Below are 17,092 nucleotides of genomic sequence, written 5' to 3' on the forward strand. Positions count from 1 at the left end.
TGTTTATACGGTTCCCGGGAAACGGTGTCGGTTTGGGGACTCTTCAGGCCAACACGTCAGGCCAGCGCGGGCCGCGCCAACTGTCGCGGGGAAAACGGCCAGAATTCCCCGGGCTCCGTATTATTTCGCATACGCTGATGCGCCTCTTGGCGACACGCGTACAGGTCACGGACGGCCAGTCCGGCCCCGTCTGAAGGCGAGCGGCTCCACGTCCCGGGCCGCCATCAGCGACTGGCCCATGGCCTGACCCGCCGGCCGAGCCATCCCAGACAGCGCGGGCTGCCGGGCATCCCGCTCCGGTCCACCGGCTGCGCAATCCCGGACCCACGCGCCCGATGCCCCCGGGGCATACCGACGCTGACGGCGCAGGCCTGCCATCCACGCCTTTGCCGCGATCAGCACCGCATGGCGTGGATGGTCCGCCTTCGCGGACCATGACACGGAGAGGACGGTGCCCCATTGGCGTTAAAATAGGGCTGGCTGTTGCCTCCTCGTCATGGCCCGGCTCGTCCGGGCCACCTGTCGCGGCACAGTGCTGGAACAGGTGGCCCGGACAAGCCGGGCCATGACGATGGGGGAACGCTCTCGGCCGTGAGGTAAGCACTTGATTTTACGGTAATTTCTGACTCGTTTCCGGGATGTGTGCATCCCGTAGGGACAAGCCGGGCCATGACGGAATGGCAAGCATCGTGCCGCCGCCACGCTATTTTAACGCCAATGGGACGGTGCCCCATGCCCAATGGCGCAGCAATTCCCTCACAATCCATCAGCCGCCGGTCTTTTCCACGACGTAGCCCTTCTGCGTCATGCACGCCCGGATGGCGGCCCGCACCGCCGGCGGTCCGGTGAACGGCGACATGATCCAGGTCGTCGGCGTGTCGGCATTCCTGAGCCGCACGGTCTCCCGCGACGACGTGCGGCAGGCTTCGAGATCGGCCTTGTACCGATCCGAATTGTGATCGCCCCGGATCGGTGGATCATAAGCAGAGCATCCTGTAAGACCGAGCAGCAGGACAACAGCGGACAGGCAGGCGGCAAGTGATCGCATGACGCCGATTGTAAACGCACGGCAGGCTTGCGCCAGTAGCCAAAACGATGCGTTTTGTTCATCAAGGGTCCGTCGCGGCCCGGTTCGCCGCCGCGGATACCCGAGTCGGTCCAAGATAGAGGATATCACCATGCCATTGTCTTCTCTGGTCACGCCCATCCGGCGCTCGCTGGCACTCACGGCGCTGCTGGGCGTCATCGTGATCGCCGGGCCGCTCGCCCCGGCCCGGGCCGAGACGCCGGCGCAGCCGACCGCGCCGCAGGGCCGGGCCGCGCCGCAGGGCCGGGCGGCGCGGCACGCGGAAACGGTGGAGCAGCGGATCGCCGACCTGCACGCCGCTTTGAAGATCACCCCCGACGAGGAAACCGACTGGCAGGCCGTCGCCCAGGCGATGCGCGACAACGCCGCGGCGCTGCAGAAGCTCGCCACGGACAAGGCCGCCCAGATGCGGCAGGGCAACGTGACGGCGGTCCAGGACATGCAGATCTACCTGCAGTTCGCCCAGGCCCATGTCGATGGACTGAAAAACCTGATCACCACCTTCCAGACACTGTACAAGGCGATGCCCGACCAGCAGAAGAAGCTGGCGGATGACGTCTTCCGTCATTACCGGCAGCGGCACGCCGGGCGGATGTGACCAGGCGGCAGCCCCCGTCGCGGACGCGCATGGACGCGCCGCACGGGGAGACTGCTGCCACGAACACCACCGTGCGGCCCCTGCCGCCGGAATGCCAGCCGGCGATTGCCCGCCGCTCGGTTCGCAGCGTCGTGGGGCCTTCCCGACGATAACCGGGCGGGCCGCGAGGCTCGCCTCACCACTCGCGAATGGCGTGCGCCCCCGTGACGCTATGCGCTCTTGCCGGTGTGCAGCCGCATGCGCATATGGTCCGGCACCTCCTGGCCGGCATCGACGAACGCCTTGCGGATCGCCCCCATCGACGGCCCGAAGATCCCGCTGCGGTTCTCGCTGCACCATTCGCGGGAGGCATGGGTCGTTTCCACGCTGCCCTGGAACCGCGGCATCACCCAGCGGGCGAACTGCTCATAGCTGCGCAGCGTCTGCTCCCGGTTGGCCCATTCATGCGAGCGGAACAGCACGGCCCCGGCGCCGCCGCCGGTGAACCCGAGCAGCCGCTCGATCCCCGCCACGATCGTCTCCGGCGAGCCGACCAGCGTCGATCCCGCGGCCAGTCCCTCGGCCAGGGGGTTCTCGCTGCGCATCGGCGGGCGCCCCAGCGTGTCGCTGAAATAGGACAGGGTCTCGATCCGCTCGCCCTTGCGCACCTCCGCCATCGCCTGCTCGTCCGTTTCGGCGCAATGCATGTTCACTACAAGACGCCAGTCGTCACGTGAGACGGTCTTGCCGTATTTCGCCGCCTCGGCCTCGCACATCCGCCAGTACTCGGCGAGCTTGGCCGAACCGCCCGGCAGCCCGGCGCCCAGCGACAGCATGCCCACGCCGTGCTTCCCCGCCGCCAGGGCGCCGGACGGCGTCGTCGCGCTGGCGACGGCGATCGGGAAGCCGCCCTTGGTGTAGGGCTTCAGGTGCAGCCGCGCGTCGCGCAGCTCGAACCAGTCGGTCTTCAGCGTGACCGGTTCCTTGCAGGCCAGCAGCGCCATGATCGCGCCGAGCGATTCGTCCATCATGCGGCGCTGCGCCTCGGCGTCGATGCCCATCATGTAGGCATCGGAAACCAGCGCGCCCGGGCCGCAGCCCAGCATCGCCCGGCCGCGCGTCATGTGGTCGAGCTGGACGAAGCGTTGCGCCACCAGCAGGGGATGATGGTACGGCAGGCTGGTGACGCCCGAGCCCAGCATGATGCTGCGGGTCCTCTCCGCCGCCACGCCGATGAAGATTTCCGGCGCCGCAATGATCTCCCAGCCGGCGGAGTGGTGCTCGCCGATCCAGGCCTCGTCGTAGCCCAGGTGGTCGAGCCACTGGATCAGTTCGAGATCGCGGCCCAGCGCCAGCGTCGGGTTGTCGCCCACGCGATGGAACGGGGCGAGGAAAATGCCGAAGCGCAGGCCCTCGTGCGTCGCCATGCAAATGTCCTTTTCAAATAGACCGGACGACGGTGGGCGACGGGGGCGGGATGGTCAAGACCGGCCGGTAACCACAGGGAGGCTTATACCGGACGCCTGGAATTCCGACACGTTTCCATCAGCCTCCCGTCGTCATGCCGGGCGCGGGCCCGGTTGGCGTTGAAACAAGCGGGTTGGCGGCACAGTCGTTGCTGCATCGTCATGGCGGGCGAAGGCCCACCATCCATGCCTTCTGCTGATATCGGCACCGCAAGGCTTGGATGGCGTCCCGAAGCCTTTGCCCGGGCTTGTCCCGTAAGCGTTATGGACCCGGCCCTCATTGTCTTGAATGCCAGGCCGCGCTTTGCAACGGGAACAGCCTGCCCGCGTTCGAGCCATTGCGGCCGCAGGCCATCCGAATCCCTTCTCTGCGTGCTCTGCGCCCCGCTCTGCGATCTCTGCGTTGCATCGCGGTGGCCGGGGCGCCACCGGCGTTGATGGTCGGCCGACTCACCGGAAACGCCGCTCTTTGTGGCAGCACCGCATTTTTGCAACGCAGAGACCGCAGAGCGGCGCGCAGAGCACGCAGAGAAGGAATTTGGGGGGCCTGCGGCCGCGATCGCTGCGCGTTGATCACCGCGCCTTGTTCGTCATGCCGGCCCTGCGGCCGCCATGACGAGGGGTGTCGTGGCCGTGCCGGCCTGGCGGAAATTCGGGCGCCTGCTGTCAGGCGTTCGATGACGCGACGGCTTTCCACTCCCCGCCTCGCAAGTTGCGAATCAGTATCACAATACCGGCGCCGATTGCACATCCTTGGCCCGGAACGACCGGCCCGGCCCGTCGCCTTTGCCAGCGTGGCGCCGGACGTGACAATCGGATAACCTTCCACCCGGCCACCGATACGCAGCAGTCCCTTCGCGCGACGTCACAAGGAACCGACCAGGATGGACCCGACCGCCACCCCCAGGGCCGATGACATCATCACCGCCAGGAACGTCGACCTGTCGAGCTGCGACCGCGAACTCATCCAGTACCCGGAGGCGATCCAGCCGCACGGCGTGATGCTCACGGTGGACGAGCAGTCGAACCTGATCCTGCACGCGAGCGCGAATTGTGCCCGCCTGCTCGGCGCCGAGCCGGGCGCAATCATCGGCAAGACCGCCACCAGCGTCCTGGGACGCACCGGGCACGACCTGCTCGGGCCACTGCGGCGCATGAGCCTGGACAGCGGCCCCATCCACCTGGCGCGCGAGTCCTTTGTCGGCTCGGACCGGGGCTTTCACCTGTTCGCCCACCGCTGCGGCGGCCTGATCATCCTGGAACTGGAGATCGCCGCAACAGCAGCGGACGAAGCGCCGACGCGCCTCTATTCCGACCTGCGGGCCGACATCGCCCGGCTGCAGGAGACCAGAAGCCTGGCCGAATTCTTCGATCTCGCCGTGCAGCGGATCCGTGACTTCACCGGCTACGACCGGGTCATGGCCTACCGGTTCGACGAGGACGGCAGCGGCGAGGTCGTCGCCGAATCGAAACGCGACGAACTCGAGACGTATCTCGGGCTGCACTACCCGGCCAGCGACATCCCCGCCCCGGCGCGGCGGCTGTTCTCCCTGAGCTGGGTCCGCCACCTGCCGGATGTGGACTACGTCCCGGTGCCGCTTGTCGGCGCGGGCGGCCCCATGATCACAGGTCCCGTGGACATGAGCTTCGCCAGCCTCCGCAGCGTCTCGGTCATGTACACCGGCTACCTCCGGAACATGGGCGTCCGCTCGTCCATGGTGATGCCGCTGATGAAAGAGGGGCGGCTGTGGGGGCTCATCTCCGCGATGCATCACGCGGGGCCACGCCACATCCCGCACGAAACCCGCATGGCGGCGGAGTTCCTGGCGCACACGCTGTCGCTGCTGATGTCGGCCAAGGAGGATGCCGAAAACTTCGAGCGGGTCCTCGCCATGCGCACCACCACGGATCGGCTGGTCCAGAGCCTCACGGTCGCGCCCGATTTCGCCGCCGCGCTGGGCTCCGCCGAGATCCTTCCGCTCGTGCTGGGCCTCGTCGAGGCCGGCGGCGCGGCGGTCGCTTCCGGCGCGACGATCGCGTTGACTGGGGGCACGCCTTCGGAGCAGGCGGTGCGCGACCTCGTGCAGTGGATCGGCGCGCGCGAGGAGCCGCTGTTCGCGACCGACCGCCTGGCCGCGCTCCATCCGCCCGCCGAGGCCTATGCTGCCGTCGCAAGCGGCGTGCTGGCCGTGCGCATCGCCCCCGGTGGGAACGAATTCCTGCTCTGGTTCCGCCCGGAGCAGGTCGCGGAGGTGACCTGGGCCGGCGACCCGCACAAGCCGGTGGACGTCACCGAAACCGACGGGACCGTGCGGCTGCGGCCAAGGACCTCATTCGCATTGTGGAAGGAGAGCGTGCGCAACCGCTCCACCCGCTGGCAGGAAGACGAAAAGGACGCTGTCCTCAAGCTGCGCCAGGCGATCAACGAGGTTGTCCATGGCCGCAGCGAGAAAATCGACCGGATCAGCCACGAGCTTGAGGCGTCCCGGGCCGAGACGGACAGTTTCGCCCAGGCCGCCTCGTCGGAGCTGAAGGACCAGGTCCGCGGCATCTACCATCTGGCGACCCTGCTCCGCCGGCACCAGGGCGAGGGCCTGGACGAGGAGGGCCGCCGGCAGCTTGCCACCATCCTCAGGATCACCCAGCGCATGGACAGTCTCGCGGACGCCCTGATGCAGCACGCGCGGATCGGGCACACCGCGATGGAGATCGAGACCGTCGATCTCGACGCGGTGGTTGACGAGGCGCTGCAGGCCGTGCGCCCTGTCCTCGGGCCCGATGTCGAGGTGCGCCGGCCAACTCGCCTCGGCACCGCGGCCTGCAACCGCGCGTGGGTCGCCGAGGTTTTCGGCAGCCTGATCGACAACGCCATCCGCTACAACGACAAGCCGGCCCGATGGGTCGAGATTGGCGCCGTGCCGGGACAGCCGGCGCGTTACTACGTGCGCGACAACGGCATCGGCATCGCGGAAGCGGATCGGGAGCTGATTTTCCAGGTGTTCCACCGCCTGCACGAGCACGCGGCATACGGCGGCGGCGCCGGGATCGGCCTTGCCTTCGCGCGCAAGATCGTCGAGCGCCACGGCGGCCGCATGTGGGTCGATTCGACGCCGGGCGAGGGATCGACGTTCTCCTTCACCCTGGCGCCGCAGGCAGGCGGCTGAGTCCGCGGTGATGGTCATGAAGAGGCCGTCTGGCAGTCCCACGGACCCGCAGGCGGCGACCGTCTCTCCTTCGCCATGGCTGGGCGTGTCCCCATACGTATCAGGTTTAGACGACGGCCGGAGAAGGATTTGCCGCCTGGTCCGCTGCCTCACCGTCATGGCCGGGCGTGTCCCTACGGGATGCACACACCTCGGAAACGGTCCGCCGTGGCGTTTCCCTTTCGTCATGGCCCGGCTTGTCCGGGCCATGACGATGGGGGAACGCTCTCGGAGCCCAGGCAAACACTTGATTTTACGGTCATTTCCGACTCGTTTCAGAGATCTGTGCATCCCGTAGGGCGTGTCCCGGCCATCCACCCCCCACCGTCGAAGCGCAGATGGCCGGGGCACGCCCGGCCATGACGGAGAGGCAAGGACCGCTCCTGGATGCCCAAGTACACTTGACCCATCGCAAGGCCGGGCAATGCCAGCCAGCGTAGGCTTTCACCGTCTTGGTAGGTCGGGAACGATCAATGAACCTGGAAAAGGTTGTCTTCGCCTTCGTCATCCTGCTGGCTGCCACGCTGAACTTCGGGTTCGTCTATGGCGGCATCGACAACCCGGCGCATCACCACCTGTGGGAGCTGTTCGCGGCAACGACCGTCAACCTGATCGCCGTCGTCCTGAAGTTCGGCGACCGCACCCACATCGGCGCGGTGCAGCAGGCGGCCAGCCTGGTCGCCCTGTTGCAGTTGTTCGCCGCCGCGCTGGTCTGGTTCTTCATGGCGCCGAAGGACGGCGGCCCGCCAGACGTGGACGCGCTCAGCAGCATCGTTTCGCTCGCCGCCGGAGCGCTGCTCGCCAACGGCGTCTCGGTCGTCATCCTGATCGCCGATACGACCATCCAGAGGCGCTGACGTGCAAAGCGTCTTCCTGATCACGATCCGGCGGCTGCGGGGACCGCTGATCCTGATCATCCTGGTCTTCGCGGTTTCCACGGTCGGCATGGCGCTGATCCCGGGCGTCGATGCCCAGGGCCAGCCGTGGCACATGACGATCTTCCAGGCCTTCTACTTCGTGACCTACACCGCCACGACCATCGGCTTCGGCGAGATCCCGTACGCCTTCACCGACCAGCAGCGGCTGTTCGCCACCCTGATCATCTATTTGCTGGTCATCGGCTGGGCCTATCTGCTCGGCGCGATCCTGAGCCTGACCCAGGACAGGACCTTCCAGCAGGCCCTGGTCGGCGCGCGGTTCCGGCGCGCGGTCGCCGGGCTGCGCGAACCGTTCTATCTCGTGTGCGGCCTTGGCGAGACCGGCGTCACGGTCGTGGGCATGCTGGACAGCCTCGGCTACCGGTTCACCGCCATCGACCGGGACGAGCGGCGCGTGCAGGCGCTGGAAATCGAGGCGCTCTCGCTCGACGCGCCCCTGCTGGCGGCCGACGTGCGCTCGCCCGAGACGCTCTCGATCGCCGGACTGCTGAAACCGGAATGCAAAGCCGTGCTCGCGCTGTGCAGCGACGACGAGACCAACCTTGCCGTCGCCATCACGGCGTGCCTGCTGCGGCCGGGCCTGCCGATCATCGGCCGGGCGGGTTCGCCGGCGGTCGCGGCCTCGATGACGGCCCTCGGCACCTACCGGGTGATCAGCCCGTTCCGCGAGTTCGGCGAGCGCGTCGCGCTGGCGATGCGGGCACCTGACACGTACCGGCTGCTGGCCTGGCTGACCGGCACGCCCGGCTCCTACCTGTCGCCCAGCCGCCCGCCGCGGATGCCGACGCCGCCCGGGCATTGGATCATCTGCGGCTACGGCCGCTACGGCAGCGAGGTCGTGGCGGCGGTGCAACGCGCGGGCTTCAATGCCACGATCATCGACCCGGCCGGCCTGCAGGTCCCCGGGCTGCGCTGCGTGCAGGGACTGGGCACGGGAACGCCGGAACTGCACGAGGCAGGGATCGAAGCCGCATGCGGACTGTTCGGCGGCACCGACGACGACACCACGAACCTCGCGATCGCCATCGCGGCCCGCCGGCTGAACCCGGCTATCTTCATCATCCTGCGGCAGAACCTGCAGTCCAGCGAGATCCTGTTCACCAGGTTCGGGGCCGACATGACGATGGTCACCAGCCAGATCATCGCCACCGAGTGCATCGCCGTCCTGCGCACCCCGCTGCTGGCGGAATTCCTGGATCTGGTCCGCCGCAAGGGCGACCTGTGGGCCTACTCCCTGGTGGAGAGCCTGCGCACTCTCGTCGGCGAGGAAGCGCCGAGCTTCTGGAGCTTCGCCATCGAGCCGGGCGAGGCGCCCGGATTGCTGGATGCCATGGATCGCCTGGATGGGCCGATCCGCGTCGGCGACCTGACCCGCAGCGCGCAGTCCCGCCAGGACCGGATCCCATGCCTGGCGCTGCTGCTCGTGCGCGGCACGCAGACGATCGAACTGCCCGACGACGATGTCGCGGTTGCCGCGAATGACCGGCTGCTGTTCGCGGGGCGGCGGGCCGCCGGCGACAACCAGTCCCTGATGCTGCGGAATGCCAACGCTGCCGCATATGTCCTGGGCAACCGGCGCGAGGCCGAAAGCTGGGTCTGGCGGGCGATCGGGCGGGCAATGGCCCGTTGACCGCGGCGCCTTCTACCGGGCGGATATCGGCCAGTACCGGGAGCGGCGCGATCCCCACGGCAAGGCCGCCGCAAGGCGAAGCCCTGGCCGTTCCACCAGCAGATGATAGGCAACACCGAACGCCGTCCCGGCCGCGGCACAGATGATCAGCGCCGGGACCCAGGCGTGCAGCACCGCCGCGGCACGGATGACAACCGACACCACCGGGTCGTGCACCAGGTAGATCGCGTAGGAGGCATTGCCGAGAAGCAGCAGCCAGCTCACCGGCGCCAAGGGCCGGGACCGTTCCAGCAGCGCCAGCCCGACGATCAGCGGCGCCAGCGCGACGCCGAACCAGACGCGGTGCGCCTCGGGCGTCAGGGTCAGGAACAGGGCGACAAGGGCCGCCAGCGCAAGCATGATCCAGACGGGCCACGAGCGTGGCGGCAGGCGGCGACAGGCCCAGGCGGCCGCCATGCCGGCAATGAATTCCAGGTTCAGCGGCGACAGCAGGTACTGCACGACCGCGATACCGGGCGACCAGCCAAGCGCCGGGGCCGCAAGGATGGCGGCCGCCCACGCCAGCACGAACGCGATGCCGAAGCGGCTGAAATACCGGACGAGGAACAGGCTGTAGAACAGGATCTCGTGGCTCAAGGTCCACGCCACGACCAGGGCCGGCGAACGGTAGGTGGGAAACAGCGTCAGCGATGTGAGGACGCCCCAGTCGTGATTGGCTCTGGAGACCCCCGGAAACAGCAGGTACAAGGCGATCATGCCGAGCGAAACCGGCAGGTACGGCACATAGATTCGTCGCACGCGCCTGCCGGCATAGCGCAGCGCGGCCGCGGGCGTGCGGGCGTCATCCATGTGGGCATGCATGATGATGAAGCCCGATAGAACGAAGAAGAAATCGACGCCGAGGAAGCCTCTCATGGCGACCGCACGCACCATTTGCGGCAGTGGCCCGACGAACGCGGCCGTGGCGATCGCCGCGTGCAGGAACACGACGGCCATGGCCGCCACGGCCCGGCAGTATTGCAGAGTGTTGATCTGCTTATGCATCAACATGGCCCCTCGTCGGGTGGCGCCGGCCGTGCGGGCTCATGCGCCGGGCGTGCGCTGGATTTCCTGGACCGGGCCGTCCGAGACGAAGACCGCCAGGTGCTCGACCCGCTCGATCGGGTGGACCAGCAGCGTGGCTTGGCGGCCGCGCAGCGATGCCTCGCGTTCCGGCAGCCGGACCATGGAGAAGCCGGCGGTCCTCCAGACGTCGTTGGAAATCACCGCCTCGCAATGGAATTCCTTGCACAGCGACTCCAGCCGGGCCGCGGCGTTGGCGGCGTCGCCCAGGGTGGTGAAGGTCCGCATGGCGCCTTCGCCGATGTCGCCGACCACCGCCGAACCGCAATGCACGCCGACGCCGTAACGGATTCTGTCCCCGGTTTGCGCGTGCAGCACGCCGTTCAGCGCCTCGATGTTGCGGCCGATGGCGACCAGGGCGGACAGCGCCTGGAAGCAGGCCTCGCGCGGCTCGGCTTCCAGGCCGAAGGTGGCCATTAGCCCGTCGCCCAGGAAGTGGCTGATGCGCCCGCCGCTGGCAGTCAGCGCCGCGCCGACGCTGGTGACGAAGCGGTCGACGATGAAGACGGCGTCGAACGGCAGCCGCGTCTCGGCCAGGCGGGTGGAATCGCGCATGTCGACGGTCAGCACGACGATGAAGCGTTCCTGCCCCGGCATCGGCCATTCCCGCCGGCGCAGGGCCGTCACCGGCCAGTTCGCCGGCAGCAGCGGCACGACGCTGACGTCCCCCGAGGGACGCGCCTGGCAGGCCAGCCGCACCATCGGCGCCGCGGCGATCCGCCGCAGCACCGCCTGCTCGCCGGTCGACGGCGGCGGAATGCAGGTGGCGCCGACGACGATCCGGACGCGGCAGGTGGAGCAGCGGCCGCGTCCGCCGCAAATGCAGGCATGCGGCACCCTGGCGCTGCGGCTTGCCTCCAGCACGCTGAAGCCCATGGGCACGCGCACCGAGCGGCCGTCGGGATAGGTCACGCGGACCGCCGCGCCGCGCCATTCCCGCAGGGCGCGCACGGCCCGCGCCAGCAGCACGAAGCCCAGCGCCCCCAGCGCCCCCAGCAGGCTGTCGTTGCGCCAGGCGGTCAGTTGCGCGTTGTGCGCCGGCACGCCGACCTGGCCCGGATTGAGGTTGGCGGCGCGCCAGGCGGGATCGTGTGCCAGGGTCAGCATCGTCCGGCCGCCCTGGAAGAAGCCCAGCAGCGCCAGCACCGGCACCAGCACGGCGACGGCGGCCAGCCACGGCATGGCGCGGCTGAACATCGGCTTCAGCCGCAGCCAGTGGAACAGGCCGATGCAGCCGTGGATCCAGGCGACCACCAGCAGCACGGCCTGAACCACCCCGAAGAACCGGCCGGCGACCCAGAAGGAATAGAGTTCCTGGTTGTAGCCTTTCTCGGTACCGTACAGCGCCAGCGAGATGCGGGTGACGAACAGGTGGTTCATCAGCAGGAACGGAATGCTCAGGCCGAGGATCAGCTGCACGACCTCGGTCGCCGTCCAGCCGAAGTGGCGCCGTTCATAGAACGCCCACAGGCCCAGCAGGTAATGCGTGGACAGCGCGCTGTACAGGATGACCGTGCCGACGATGCCCTGCCACAGCCATTTCTGCACGACCAGCCCGGCTTCCATCGCCGGGATGGAGATATTGCCCAGCGAATGGTTCAGCAGGTGCGTGGTGACGTAGAAGAACAGCGTCAGGCCGGTGCACAGCCGCAGATTGCGCACCCAGATGCGCCCGACGTTCGTCGTCATCAGTGCAGCGGCGCCAGCGCCTGCGCGTTCACCACGACCATGCGGCCGCTGTCCTTGGCCAGCACGCCGTCATCCTCCCATTGCCGGATCTGCCGGTTGACCTTCTCGCGTGAGGCGCCGACGAGCGTGCTGAGGTCCTTCTGCGACAGCTTGACCTCGATCCGCGTGCCGGCGCGGACCGGCACGCCGTAGTCGCTGGCCAGCCGCGCCAGCAGCCGCCCCAGGCGGGCCGGCAGGTCGAGCAGCGCCATGTCCTCCAGCGCGGCGTTGGCGCGGCGCAGGCGGCGGGTCAGCAGGGTCATCAGGTGCAGGCACAGGGCGCTGTTGCCGCGCAGCAGGGCCAGGAACTGGCTGCGCTCGATCACCAGCAGGACGCAGTCCTCCTGCGCGGTGACGTCGGCGCTGCACGGCTCGCCATCCAGCAGCGACATCTCGCCCAGAACCTCGCCGGCGCCGAGGACGGTGAGCGTGACTTCCTTGCCGTCTTCGGAAATGACGCTGACGCGGACGCGGCCCGACATGATGACGACCATGCCGCTGCCGGGGTCGCCGCGGCGCAGCACGGCGGTGCCGCGGGTGACGCGGCGGACCGTCGCGCGGGCCAGGATCAGGTCGATGTCGGCCGGCTGCAGCGCCTGGAAGATCTGCGTCCGGGCGAGCGCTGCACGCCGGGCATTAACGTCTATTGTCTTCACGGAATAAACGTCCCCACGGAGATTCGCCGCCCGCGAATTGATGGGTCAAGCCGGGCTGCATGGGAAGCAGGCCCGGTCACAGCTATCGGAAACTTGTAATGCAGGCTTGATGGCAGCGGCAGACGTCTCATCAGGCAAGCGGTGGCAACCGGGGCTTGGTTGACGCGGCCGGCTTCCATTACCGGCAGTTTCTGGCATCAATTTTCCGGGATGACGATCGTTGCGACGTCGTGGTGAGGGCGGCGCGGGAAGTTCCCGGGCGCAGTACGATGCGATCCCGCATCAGTCTGGATGTCGTGTCACGGCCGCGTGAGTGCCTGGGCGAGCATCACGCGGCCAGGGTGGAAACCTCCGGATCAGGCGTTGGTTCGCCGCTCGGCCACCGCCCAGGCCAGTCCGCCCAGGATGATAACCACGGCCGAGACGCCGACCAGGAAAATGAGCGACTGGTTGATCCAGCCAATTCCCGGCACCGCGAGGAACAGCACGATGCCGACGGCGCAGGTCTGCCAGAGCCGCGCCTGAACGCCGGCGACAAAGGTGCCCAGCGCCAGCAGCGTGACCAGGGCGAGCGGATTGGCGTTGGGGTTGAAGGTCAGGCCCTGGACGCCGCTGCTGTAGAGCACGTAGATCGCCACCAGCAGAGCGCACCAGATCAGAATCTGGGACCAGATAAGGTGCATGCGGCTGCCGGCGGTCGCAAAGTTCCGCCAGCCGGCGACGATGCAGACGAGGCCGAAGAACGGCGTCAGGGCAAGCCAGTACAGGATCGGCAGGTGCAGGATTGCCCCCCCAAGCCCCAGAATCAGCATCAGGATATAGGGAAATTCATAGGCGATCGAGCGCCGCAGGGCGGACCGGCGCACCGCGGGCTTGTCGGCCGCAGCGGCAACATACGGCTCGGCCGGCGTCGCCGCCTGGGTCTGCATAAGGCTATCGGACATGGCAAGGCGTCCTTTATCGAAAAGATATCATGGAGCCGCTTCCGTAAAGCTCATCCCTACGAAAATGGCCCAGGGATGGCAAATGCGCATGACACCCGAATGACCGGTAGATGTCATCCGCACAATCTGAGGCTACAGGCTGTAAACGAGGCGTGATAGACTCGGAAATTACTTAGGCTTGCGCAAAACAGGAGGGTCTTCCCGCCAGCCGCCGGGACCGGCTGATCATCATGGCGTGAAGATGTTCCAACCGGTCCGAATAGACCGGATCGAGCCGCCGCCGATGCGCGAACTGTGCCAGCAACCTGTGCGCGATGACGCAGTCCGAGGTCACTTTCCGCTGTCCTGGAGCGCCTGCTTCACTGCACGGGTCCGGTTGCCGTCATGTTCAGTAAGCTCTACGATCAGGCGGCACTTGCTGGAATAATCCGGAATTGCACCTTTCCTGGCCGCGAATGGACCCGCTGCGGGCTGCCGCGGTATTTCGTTATGAAAGATTATCTTTTCCGTGGACTGGCAGCCGGGGGGGCGCCTTAAGGCCAGCGGCAGCACACCGCAGGTAAGTTGGGACGCACAGGCGGCCTGTCTTGATCGTCATGGCCCGGCTTGTCCGCATGGCCGCTAACTTGAAGGGGAACGGTGCGCGGTCGTCACCCTATCGTCATGGCCGGGCGTGTCCCGGCCATCCGCCCCCGACCGTTGAAGCGCGGATGGCCGGGACTGCCGCCCGGCCATGACGGTGAGGGAGAAGCCCTTGCTCCGCCAGTCCGCTTATCCTGATACGTATGGAGCGTGTCCCGGCCATCCGCGCTGCGACGGCGGGGGGTAGATGGCCGGGACACGCCCTACGCAATGCACACATCCTGGAAACGAGTGGGAAATGACCGTAAAATCAAGTGCTTGCCTGGGCGCCAAGAGCGTTCCACCATCGTCATGGCCCGGCTTGTCCGGGCCACCATTCCAGCACTTGTGCCGCGACAGGTGGCCCGGACAAGCCGGGCCATGACAAAAGGGAAACGCCGCGGCGGACCGTTTCCGAGATGTGTGCATTGCGTAGGGACGAGCCCGGCCATGACGGAGAGGCAATGGACCCAGCCCTGCCTCTCGATGTCAGCGCCCATGCGGCTCATACGGGCCACCTGTCATGGCACATGGGCTTGAACAGGTGGCTCGGACGCGGCCACATCGCGGCGGCTTCCGGGAGGAGCGCAACCCATTGCAAATAATGGAAAAGCTGAGGCGAATGTCCCCGGCGGGATTCGAACCCACGGCCCCCAGATTAGGAATCTGGTGCTCTATCCGGCTGAGCTACGGAGACGCGCCACCTCCCTATACCAGACTCCGCCGCCGGTACAAAGCCCCCTGTATCACCCCCGCGCAACCCGCCCCTCGATCGGATACGCCGGATCGTTGTACCCCGGCGTGGACGGATGCCCCGGCGAGACCAGGCGATCGACCAGCGCCTCGTCCGCCGCATCCAGGCGGCAGGACAGCGCGCCCAGGTAGTCCTCCCACTGCGCCTCGGTCCGCGGACCGCCGATGGCCGCGGTGACGAAGCGGTTGTTCAGCACCCAGGCCATCGCGAACTGCCCGGGCGTCACCCCCTTCGCCTGCGCATGATCGGCGATTTCGCGGGCGATGCGCAGGCTTTCCGGCCGCCACTCCGACTCCATCATGCGGCGATCCTGCCTTCCGGCGCGGGTTTCGGCGGGCGGCGCGGAATCGGGCCGGTATTTCCCGGTCAGCACGCCGCGGGCCAGAGGGCTGTACGGCACCACGCCCAACCCGTAGTAGCCGCAGGCCGGCAGGTGCTCGGTTTCCACCTCCCGGTTCAGCAGGTTGTACAGCGGCTGGCTCGCCACCGGGCGGTCGATGCCGGCCTCGTCGCACAGGCGGCAGATCTCGGCCACCCGCCAGCTGCGGTAATTGGACACGCCGAAGTGGCGCAGCTTGCCGGCGCGGACCAGGTCGGCCAGGGCGCGCACCGTCTCGCCCAGCGGAGTCGTGTGGTCCTCCTTGTGCAGGTACAGCACGTCGATCGCCTCCACGCCCAGCCGGCGCAGGCTGGCCTCCACCGCGTGCTGCACATGCCGCCGCGACAGGCCGCGGGCGTTCGGCCCAGGGCCGGTCGGGTTGGCGCATTTCGTCGCCACGATCCACCAGGCGCGGTGCTCGCGGATGGTCCGGCCGACCACCTCCTCGGAGCGTCCGCCGGTATAGGCGTCGGCGGTGTCGATGAAGTTCACGCCCTGGTCCCGGGCGCGATCGACGATGCGCTGCGCCGTCGCCTCGTCCGTGGGGCCGCCGAACATCATCGTGCCCAGGCACAAGGGCGAGACCTTCAGGCCGCTGTGCCCCAATCCGCGATACTCCATCCTCCGCCTCCTTCCGTTCCCCTCGTTCAGCCGCCACACTGGCCGGATGACAGCACCGACCGTCCGGCCATCCCTTGCCGCCCTGTTCCTCAGCTTCGCCGGCATCGGCCTGATGAGCGTCGGCGGCGGCCTGACCGCCTGGACGCGGCGCGAGGTCGTGCAGAAGCGCGGCTGGCTGGACGATCGGCAGTTCCTGTCGGGCTATGCTTTGTCCCAGCTTGTGCCCGGCGCGACCAACGTCAACCTCGCGGTGTTCATTGGCACGCAGATGCGCGGCACCCTCGGCGCCATCGCCTGCTTCTGCGGGCTGACGGCCCTGCCGCTGGTGATCGTGCTGCTGGTTGGGCTTGCCTATCTGCGCGGCCCCGCCGGTGCCGGCGGCGCCTGGCTCGGCACCGCGCTGGCGGGCATGGGCGCGTCGGCCATCGGCCTGAACCTGGGCACCGGCGTCCGCCTGGCGCGCGGCAGCATCAGGGGAGTCGTGCCGGTGCTGATCGCCGCCACCACGGCACTGTCCATCGGACTGCTCGGCTTCACCCTGGCGCATGTCCTGCTGGTGATGCTGCCGATCAGCCTGCTGGCCGCGTGGCTGACCCGGCCATGACGGTGGGGGAACGGACCGGGCGCCAGATCCTTCTCCAACTGTCGCCGTGTCCCGATACGCATGGGGACACGCCCGGCCATGACGATAGAGCGACGACGTCGCGCTGCTCAGGCCGGCTTTTTCGGCTTCGCGGGCGATTTGCGCTTTGGCGCCGCGTCCGGCTTCGCACCCGCCGGTTCCGGCGGACTGCCGGCCGCCTGGGCACCGGCCGCCGGAGCGGCCTGCTTGCGCGGTGCCTTGGGTTTGGCCGCCGGCGGCGCCTCGGCCGCGGCGGTTGCCTCGGCCGCCACCAGCGAACGGGCGCGTTCCCAGAATTCGACGTCGCGCCCGTGTGGCTTGCCTTCGGCTTCCCATAGCTGATAGGCGCGCTCGCGAACACGCTGTTCGTAATCCGGATCGGCGGTCATGGGTTTGGCAAGTGACTGGGAGACAGGCGGATGGACCATGGGACCTCTCGTAACGCTCCGACGCGTCCACAACGGACCGCGACTATTCGTGTTGCACGCCGAGGCCGGAGGCAGCATCCCCCACCTGCGTGATGGCGCAGCCTATGCCGTTGCGGTGATCGGTTGCCAGCGTTGGACCGGATAACGCGAGCACGTTTGGCCGGGGCAGATACCTGATTGCCACAATGAACCCAAACCACGAGTTTTCGAGTGACAGGCTGACCGGCCTCGGCGGCAAGGTGAGGGTGGTGTGCAAAGAAATGGGCGATTCCTTGGGTTGTGCAACACCACCAAGGGAGATCGCCCATGGACCAGG

Annotated in this window: 14 protein-coding genes and 1 tRNA gene; 5 read left to right on the plus strand and 10 right to left on the minus strand. The window is 67.9% G+C overall.

Annotated features, from left to right (window positions below; genetic code table 11):
* Positions 1-766: 766 nt before the first annotated feature.
* Positions 767-1,048, minus strand: a complete 282-nt coding sequence (locus tag CCS01_RS04555) for a hypothetical protein (protein ID WP_104517639.1) — start codon at positions 1,046-1,048, stop codon at positions 767-769.
* Positions 1,049-1,178: 130 nt separating this feature from the next.
* On the opposite strand from CCS01_RS04555, the gene CCS01_RS04560 reads away from it, so the two are divergent.
* Complete coding sequence (locus tag CCS01_RS04560; protein ID WP_104517640.1) at positions 1,179-1,685, plus strand: Spy/CpxP family protein refolding chaperone; 507 nt, start codon at positions 1,179-1,181, stop codon at positions 1,683-1,685.
* A 209-nt stretch (positions 1,686-1,894) separates the two neighbouring features.
* On the opposite strand, the gene CCS01_RS04565 is transcribed toward CCS01_RS04560, so the two are convergent.
* Complete coding sequence (locus CCS01_RS04565) at positions 1,895-3,091, minus strand: LLM class flavin-dependent oxidoreductase (protein ID WP_104517641.1); 1,197 nt, start codon at positions 3,089-3,091, stop codon at positions 1,895-1,897.
* Between the two features lie 923 nt (positions 3,092-4,014).
* Between CCS01_RS04565 and CCS01_RS04570 the strand changes: the two genes are divergently transcribed.
* From CCS01_RS04570 to CCS01_RS04580, 3 genes are all read left to right on the plus strand, one after another.
* Entirely contained in the window at positions 4,015-6,294 is a 2,280-nt protein-coding gene (locus CCS01_RS04570) for an ATP-binding protein (RefSeq protein WP_104517642.1), read from the plus strand.
* A 512-nt stretch (positions 6,295-6,806) separates the two neighbouring features.
* Positions 6,807-7,190 carry a DUF6394 family protein gene (locus CCS01_RS04575; RefSeq protein WP_104517643.1) on the plus strand — a complete coding sequence of 128 codons (384 nt, stop codon included), beginning with the start codon at positions 6,807-6,809 and terminating at the stop codon, positions 7,188-7,190.
* 1 nt (position 7,191) lies between these two features.
* On the plus strand, positions 7,192-8,901 hold the full coding sequence (locus CCS01_RS04580; RefSeq protein ID WP_104517644.1) for a potassium channel family protein: 1,710 nt from the start codon (positions 7,192-7,194) through the stop codon (positions 8,899-8,901).
* A gap of 12 nt (positions 8,902-8,913) precedes the next feature.
* Here the strand turns inward: CCS01_RS04580 and CCS01_RS04585 are convergent, their stop codons facing one another.
* The 6 genes from CCS01_RS04585 to CCS01_RS04610 all read right to left on the minus strand — a co-directional run bounded on the left by CCS01_RS04585 (position 8,914) and on the right by CCS01_RS04610 (position 15,726).
* Positions 8,914-9,945 carry an acyltransferase family protein gene (locus CCS01_RS04585; protein WP_158258233.1) on the minus strand — a complete coding sequence of 344 codons (1,032 nt, stop codon included), beginning with the start codon at positions 9,943-9,945 and terminating at the stop codon, positions 8,914-8,916.
* A 39-nt stretch (positions 9,946-9,984) separates the two neighbouring features.
* Positions 9,985-11,712 (minus strand): adenylate/guanylate cyclase domain-containing protein, encoded by a 1,728-nt coding sequence (locus tag CCS01_RS04590; protein WP_104517646.1) that lies wholly within the window; start codon positions 11,710-11,712, stop codon positions 9,985-9,987.
* Positions 11,712-12,407, minus strand: coding sequence for a Crp/Fnr family transcriptional regulator (locus tag CCS01_RS04595; RefSeq protein WP_104517647.1), 696 nt, complete (start codon positions 12,405-12,407; stop codon positions 11,712-11,714). Before CCS01_RS04595 ends, CCS01_RS04590 begins: the two co-directional genes overlap by 1 nt.
* Before the next feature lie 356 nt (positions 12,408-12,763).
* Positions 12,764-13,351 (minus strand): hypothetical protein, encoded by a 588-nt coding sequence (locus CCS01_RS04600; protein ID WP_204848139.1) that lies wholly within the window; start codon positions 13,349-13,351, stop codon positions 12,764-12,766.
* Between the two features lie 1,244 nt (positions 13,352-14,595).
* Positions 14,596-14,669: transfer RNA gene (locus CCS01_RS04605), tRNA-Arg, on the minus strand.
* A 49-nt stretch (positions 14,670-14,718) separates the two neighbouring features.
* The gene (locus CCS01_RS04610) at positions 14,719-15,726 is read right to left on the minus strand and encodes an aldo/keto reductase (protein WP_104517648.1); all 1,008 of its coding nucleotides are present in this window, start codon (positions 15,724-15,726) and stop codon (positions 14,719-14,721) included.
* Between the two features lie 46 nt (positions 15,727-15,772).
* On the opposite strand from CCS01_RS04610, the gene CCS01_RS04615 reads away from it, so the two are divergent.
* Complete coding sequence (locus tag CCS01_RS04615) at positions 15,773-16,330, plus strand: chromate transporter (protein WP_104517649.1); 558 nt, start codon at positions 15,773-15,775, stop codon at positions 16,328-16,330.
* A gap of 107 nt (positions 16,331-16,437) precedes the next feature.
* On the opposite strand, the gene CCS01_RS04620 is transcribed toward CCS01_RS04615, so the two are convergent.
* Positions 16,438-16,737, minus strand: a complete 300-nt coding sequence (locus CCS01_RS04620; RefSeq protein WP_104517650.1) for a DUF2934 domain-containing protein — start codon at positions 16,735-16,737, stop codon at positions 16,438-16,440.
* A gap of 82 nt (positions 16,738-16,819) precedes the next feature.
* Positions 16,820-17,092: hypothetical protein (locus CCS01_RS34550; RefSeq protein ID WP_204848140.1), on the minus strand; the 273-nt coding region annotated here is incomplete at its 5' end.

Origin of the sequence: Rhodopila globiformis, from assembly GCF_002937115.1 — a bacterium.
Lineage (GTDB): Bacteria > Pseudomonadota > Alphaproteobacteria > Acetobacterales > Acetobacteraceae > Rhodopila > Rhodopila globiformis.

Excerpts from the sequence above, each read along its gene's own strand:
- CCS01_RS04555 (WP_104517639.1), bottom strand. The coding sequence starts at position 1,048 with ATGCGATCACTTGCCGCCTGCCTGTCCGCTGTTGTCCTGCTGCTCGGT.
- CCS01_RS04560 (WP_104517640.1), top strand. The coding sequence starts at position 1,179 with ATGCCATTGTCTTCTCTGGTCACGCCCATCCGGCGCTCGCTGGCACTC.
- CCS01_RS04565 (WP_104517641.1), bottom strand. The coding sequence starts at position 3,091 with ATGGCGACGCACGAGGGCCTGCGCTTCGGCATTTTCCTCGCCCCGTTC.
- CCS01_RS04570 (WP_104517642.1), top strand. The coding sequence starts at position 4,015 with ATGGACCCGACCGCCACCCCCAGGGCCGATGACATCATCACCGCCAGG.
- CCS01_RS04575 (WP_104517643.1), top strand. The coding sequence starts at position 6,807 with ATGAACCTGGAAAAGGTTGTCTTCGCCTTCGTCATCCTGCTGGCTGCC.
- CCS01_RS04585 (WP_158258233.1), bottom strand. The coding sequence starts at position 9,945 with ATGCATAAGCAGATCAACACTCTGCAATACTGCCGGGCCGTGGCGGCC.
- CCS01_RS04590 (WP_104517646.1), bottom strand. The coding sequence starts at position 11,712 with ATGACGACGAACGTCGGGCGCATCTGGGTGCGCAATCTGCGGCTGTGC.
- CCS01_RS04600 (WP_204848139.1), bottom strand. The coding sequence starts at position 13,351 with ATGTCCGATAGCCTTATGCAGACCCAGGCGGCGACGCCGGCCGAGCCG.
- CCS01_RS04610 (WP_104517648.1), bottom strand. The coding sequence starts at position 15,726 with ATGGAGTATCGCGGATTGGGGCACAGCGGCCTGAAGGTCTCGCCCTTG.
- CCS01_RS04615 (WP_104517649.1), top strand. The coding sequence starts at position 15,773 with ATGACAGCACCGACCGTCCGGCCATCCCTTGCCGCCCTGTTCCTCAGC.
- CCS01_RS04620 (WP_104517650.1), bottom strand. The coding sequence starts at position 16,737 with ATGACCGCCGATCCGGATTACGAACAGCGTGTTCGCGAGCGCGCCTAT.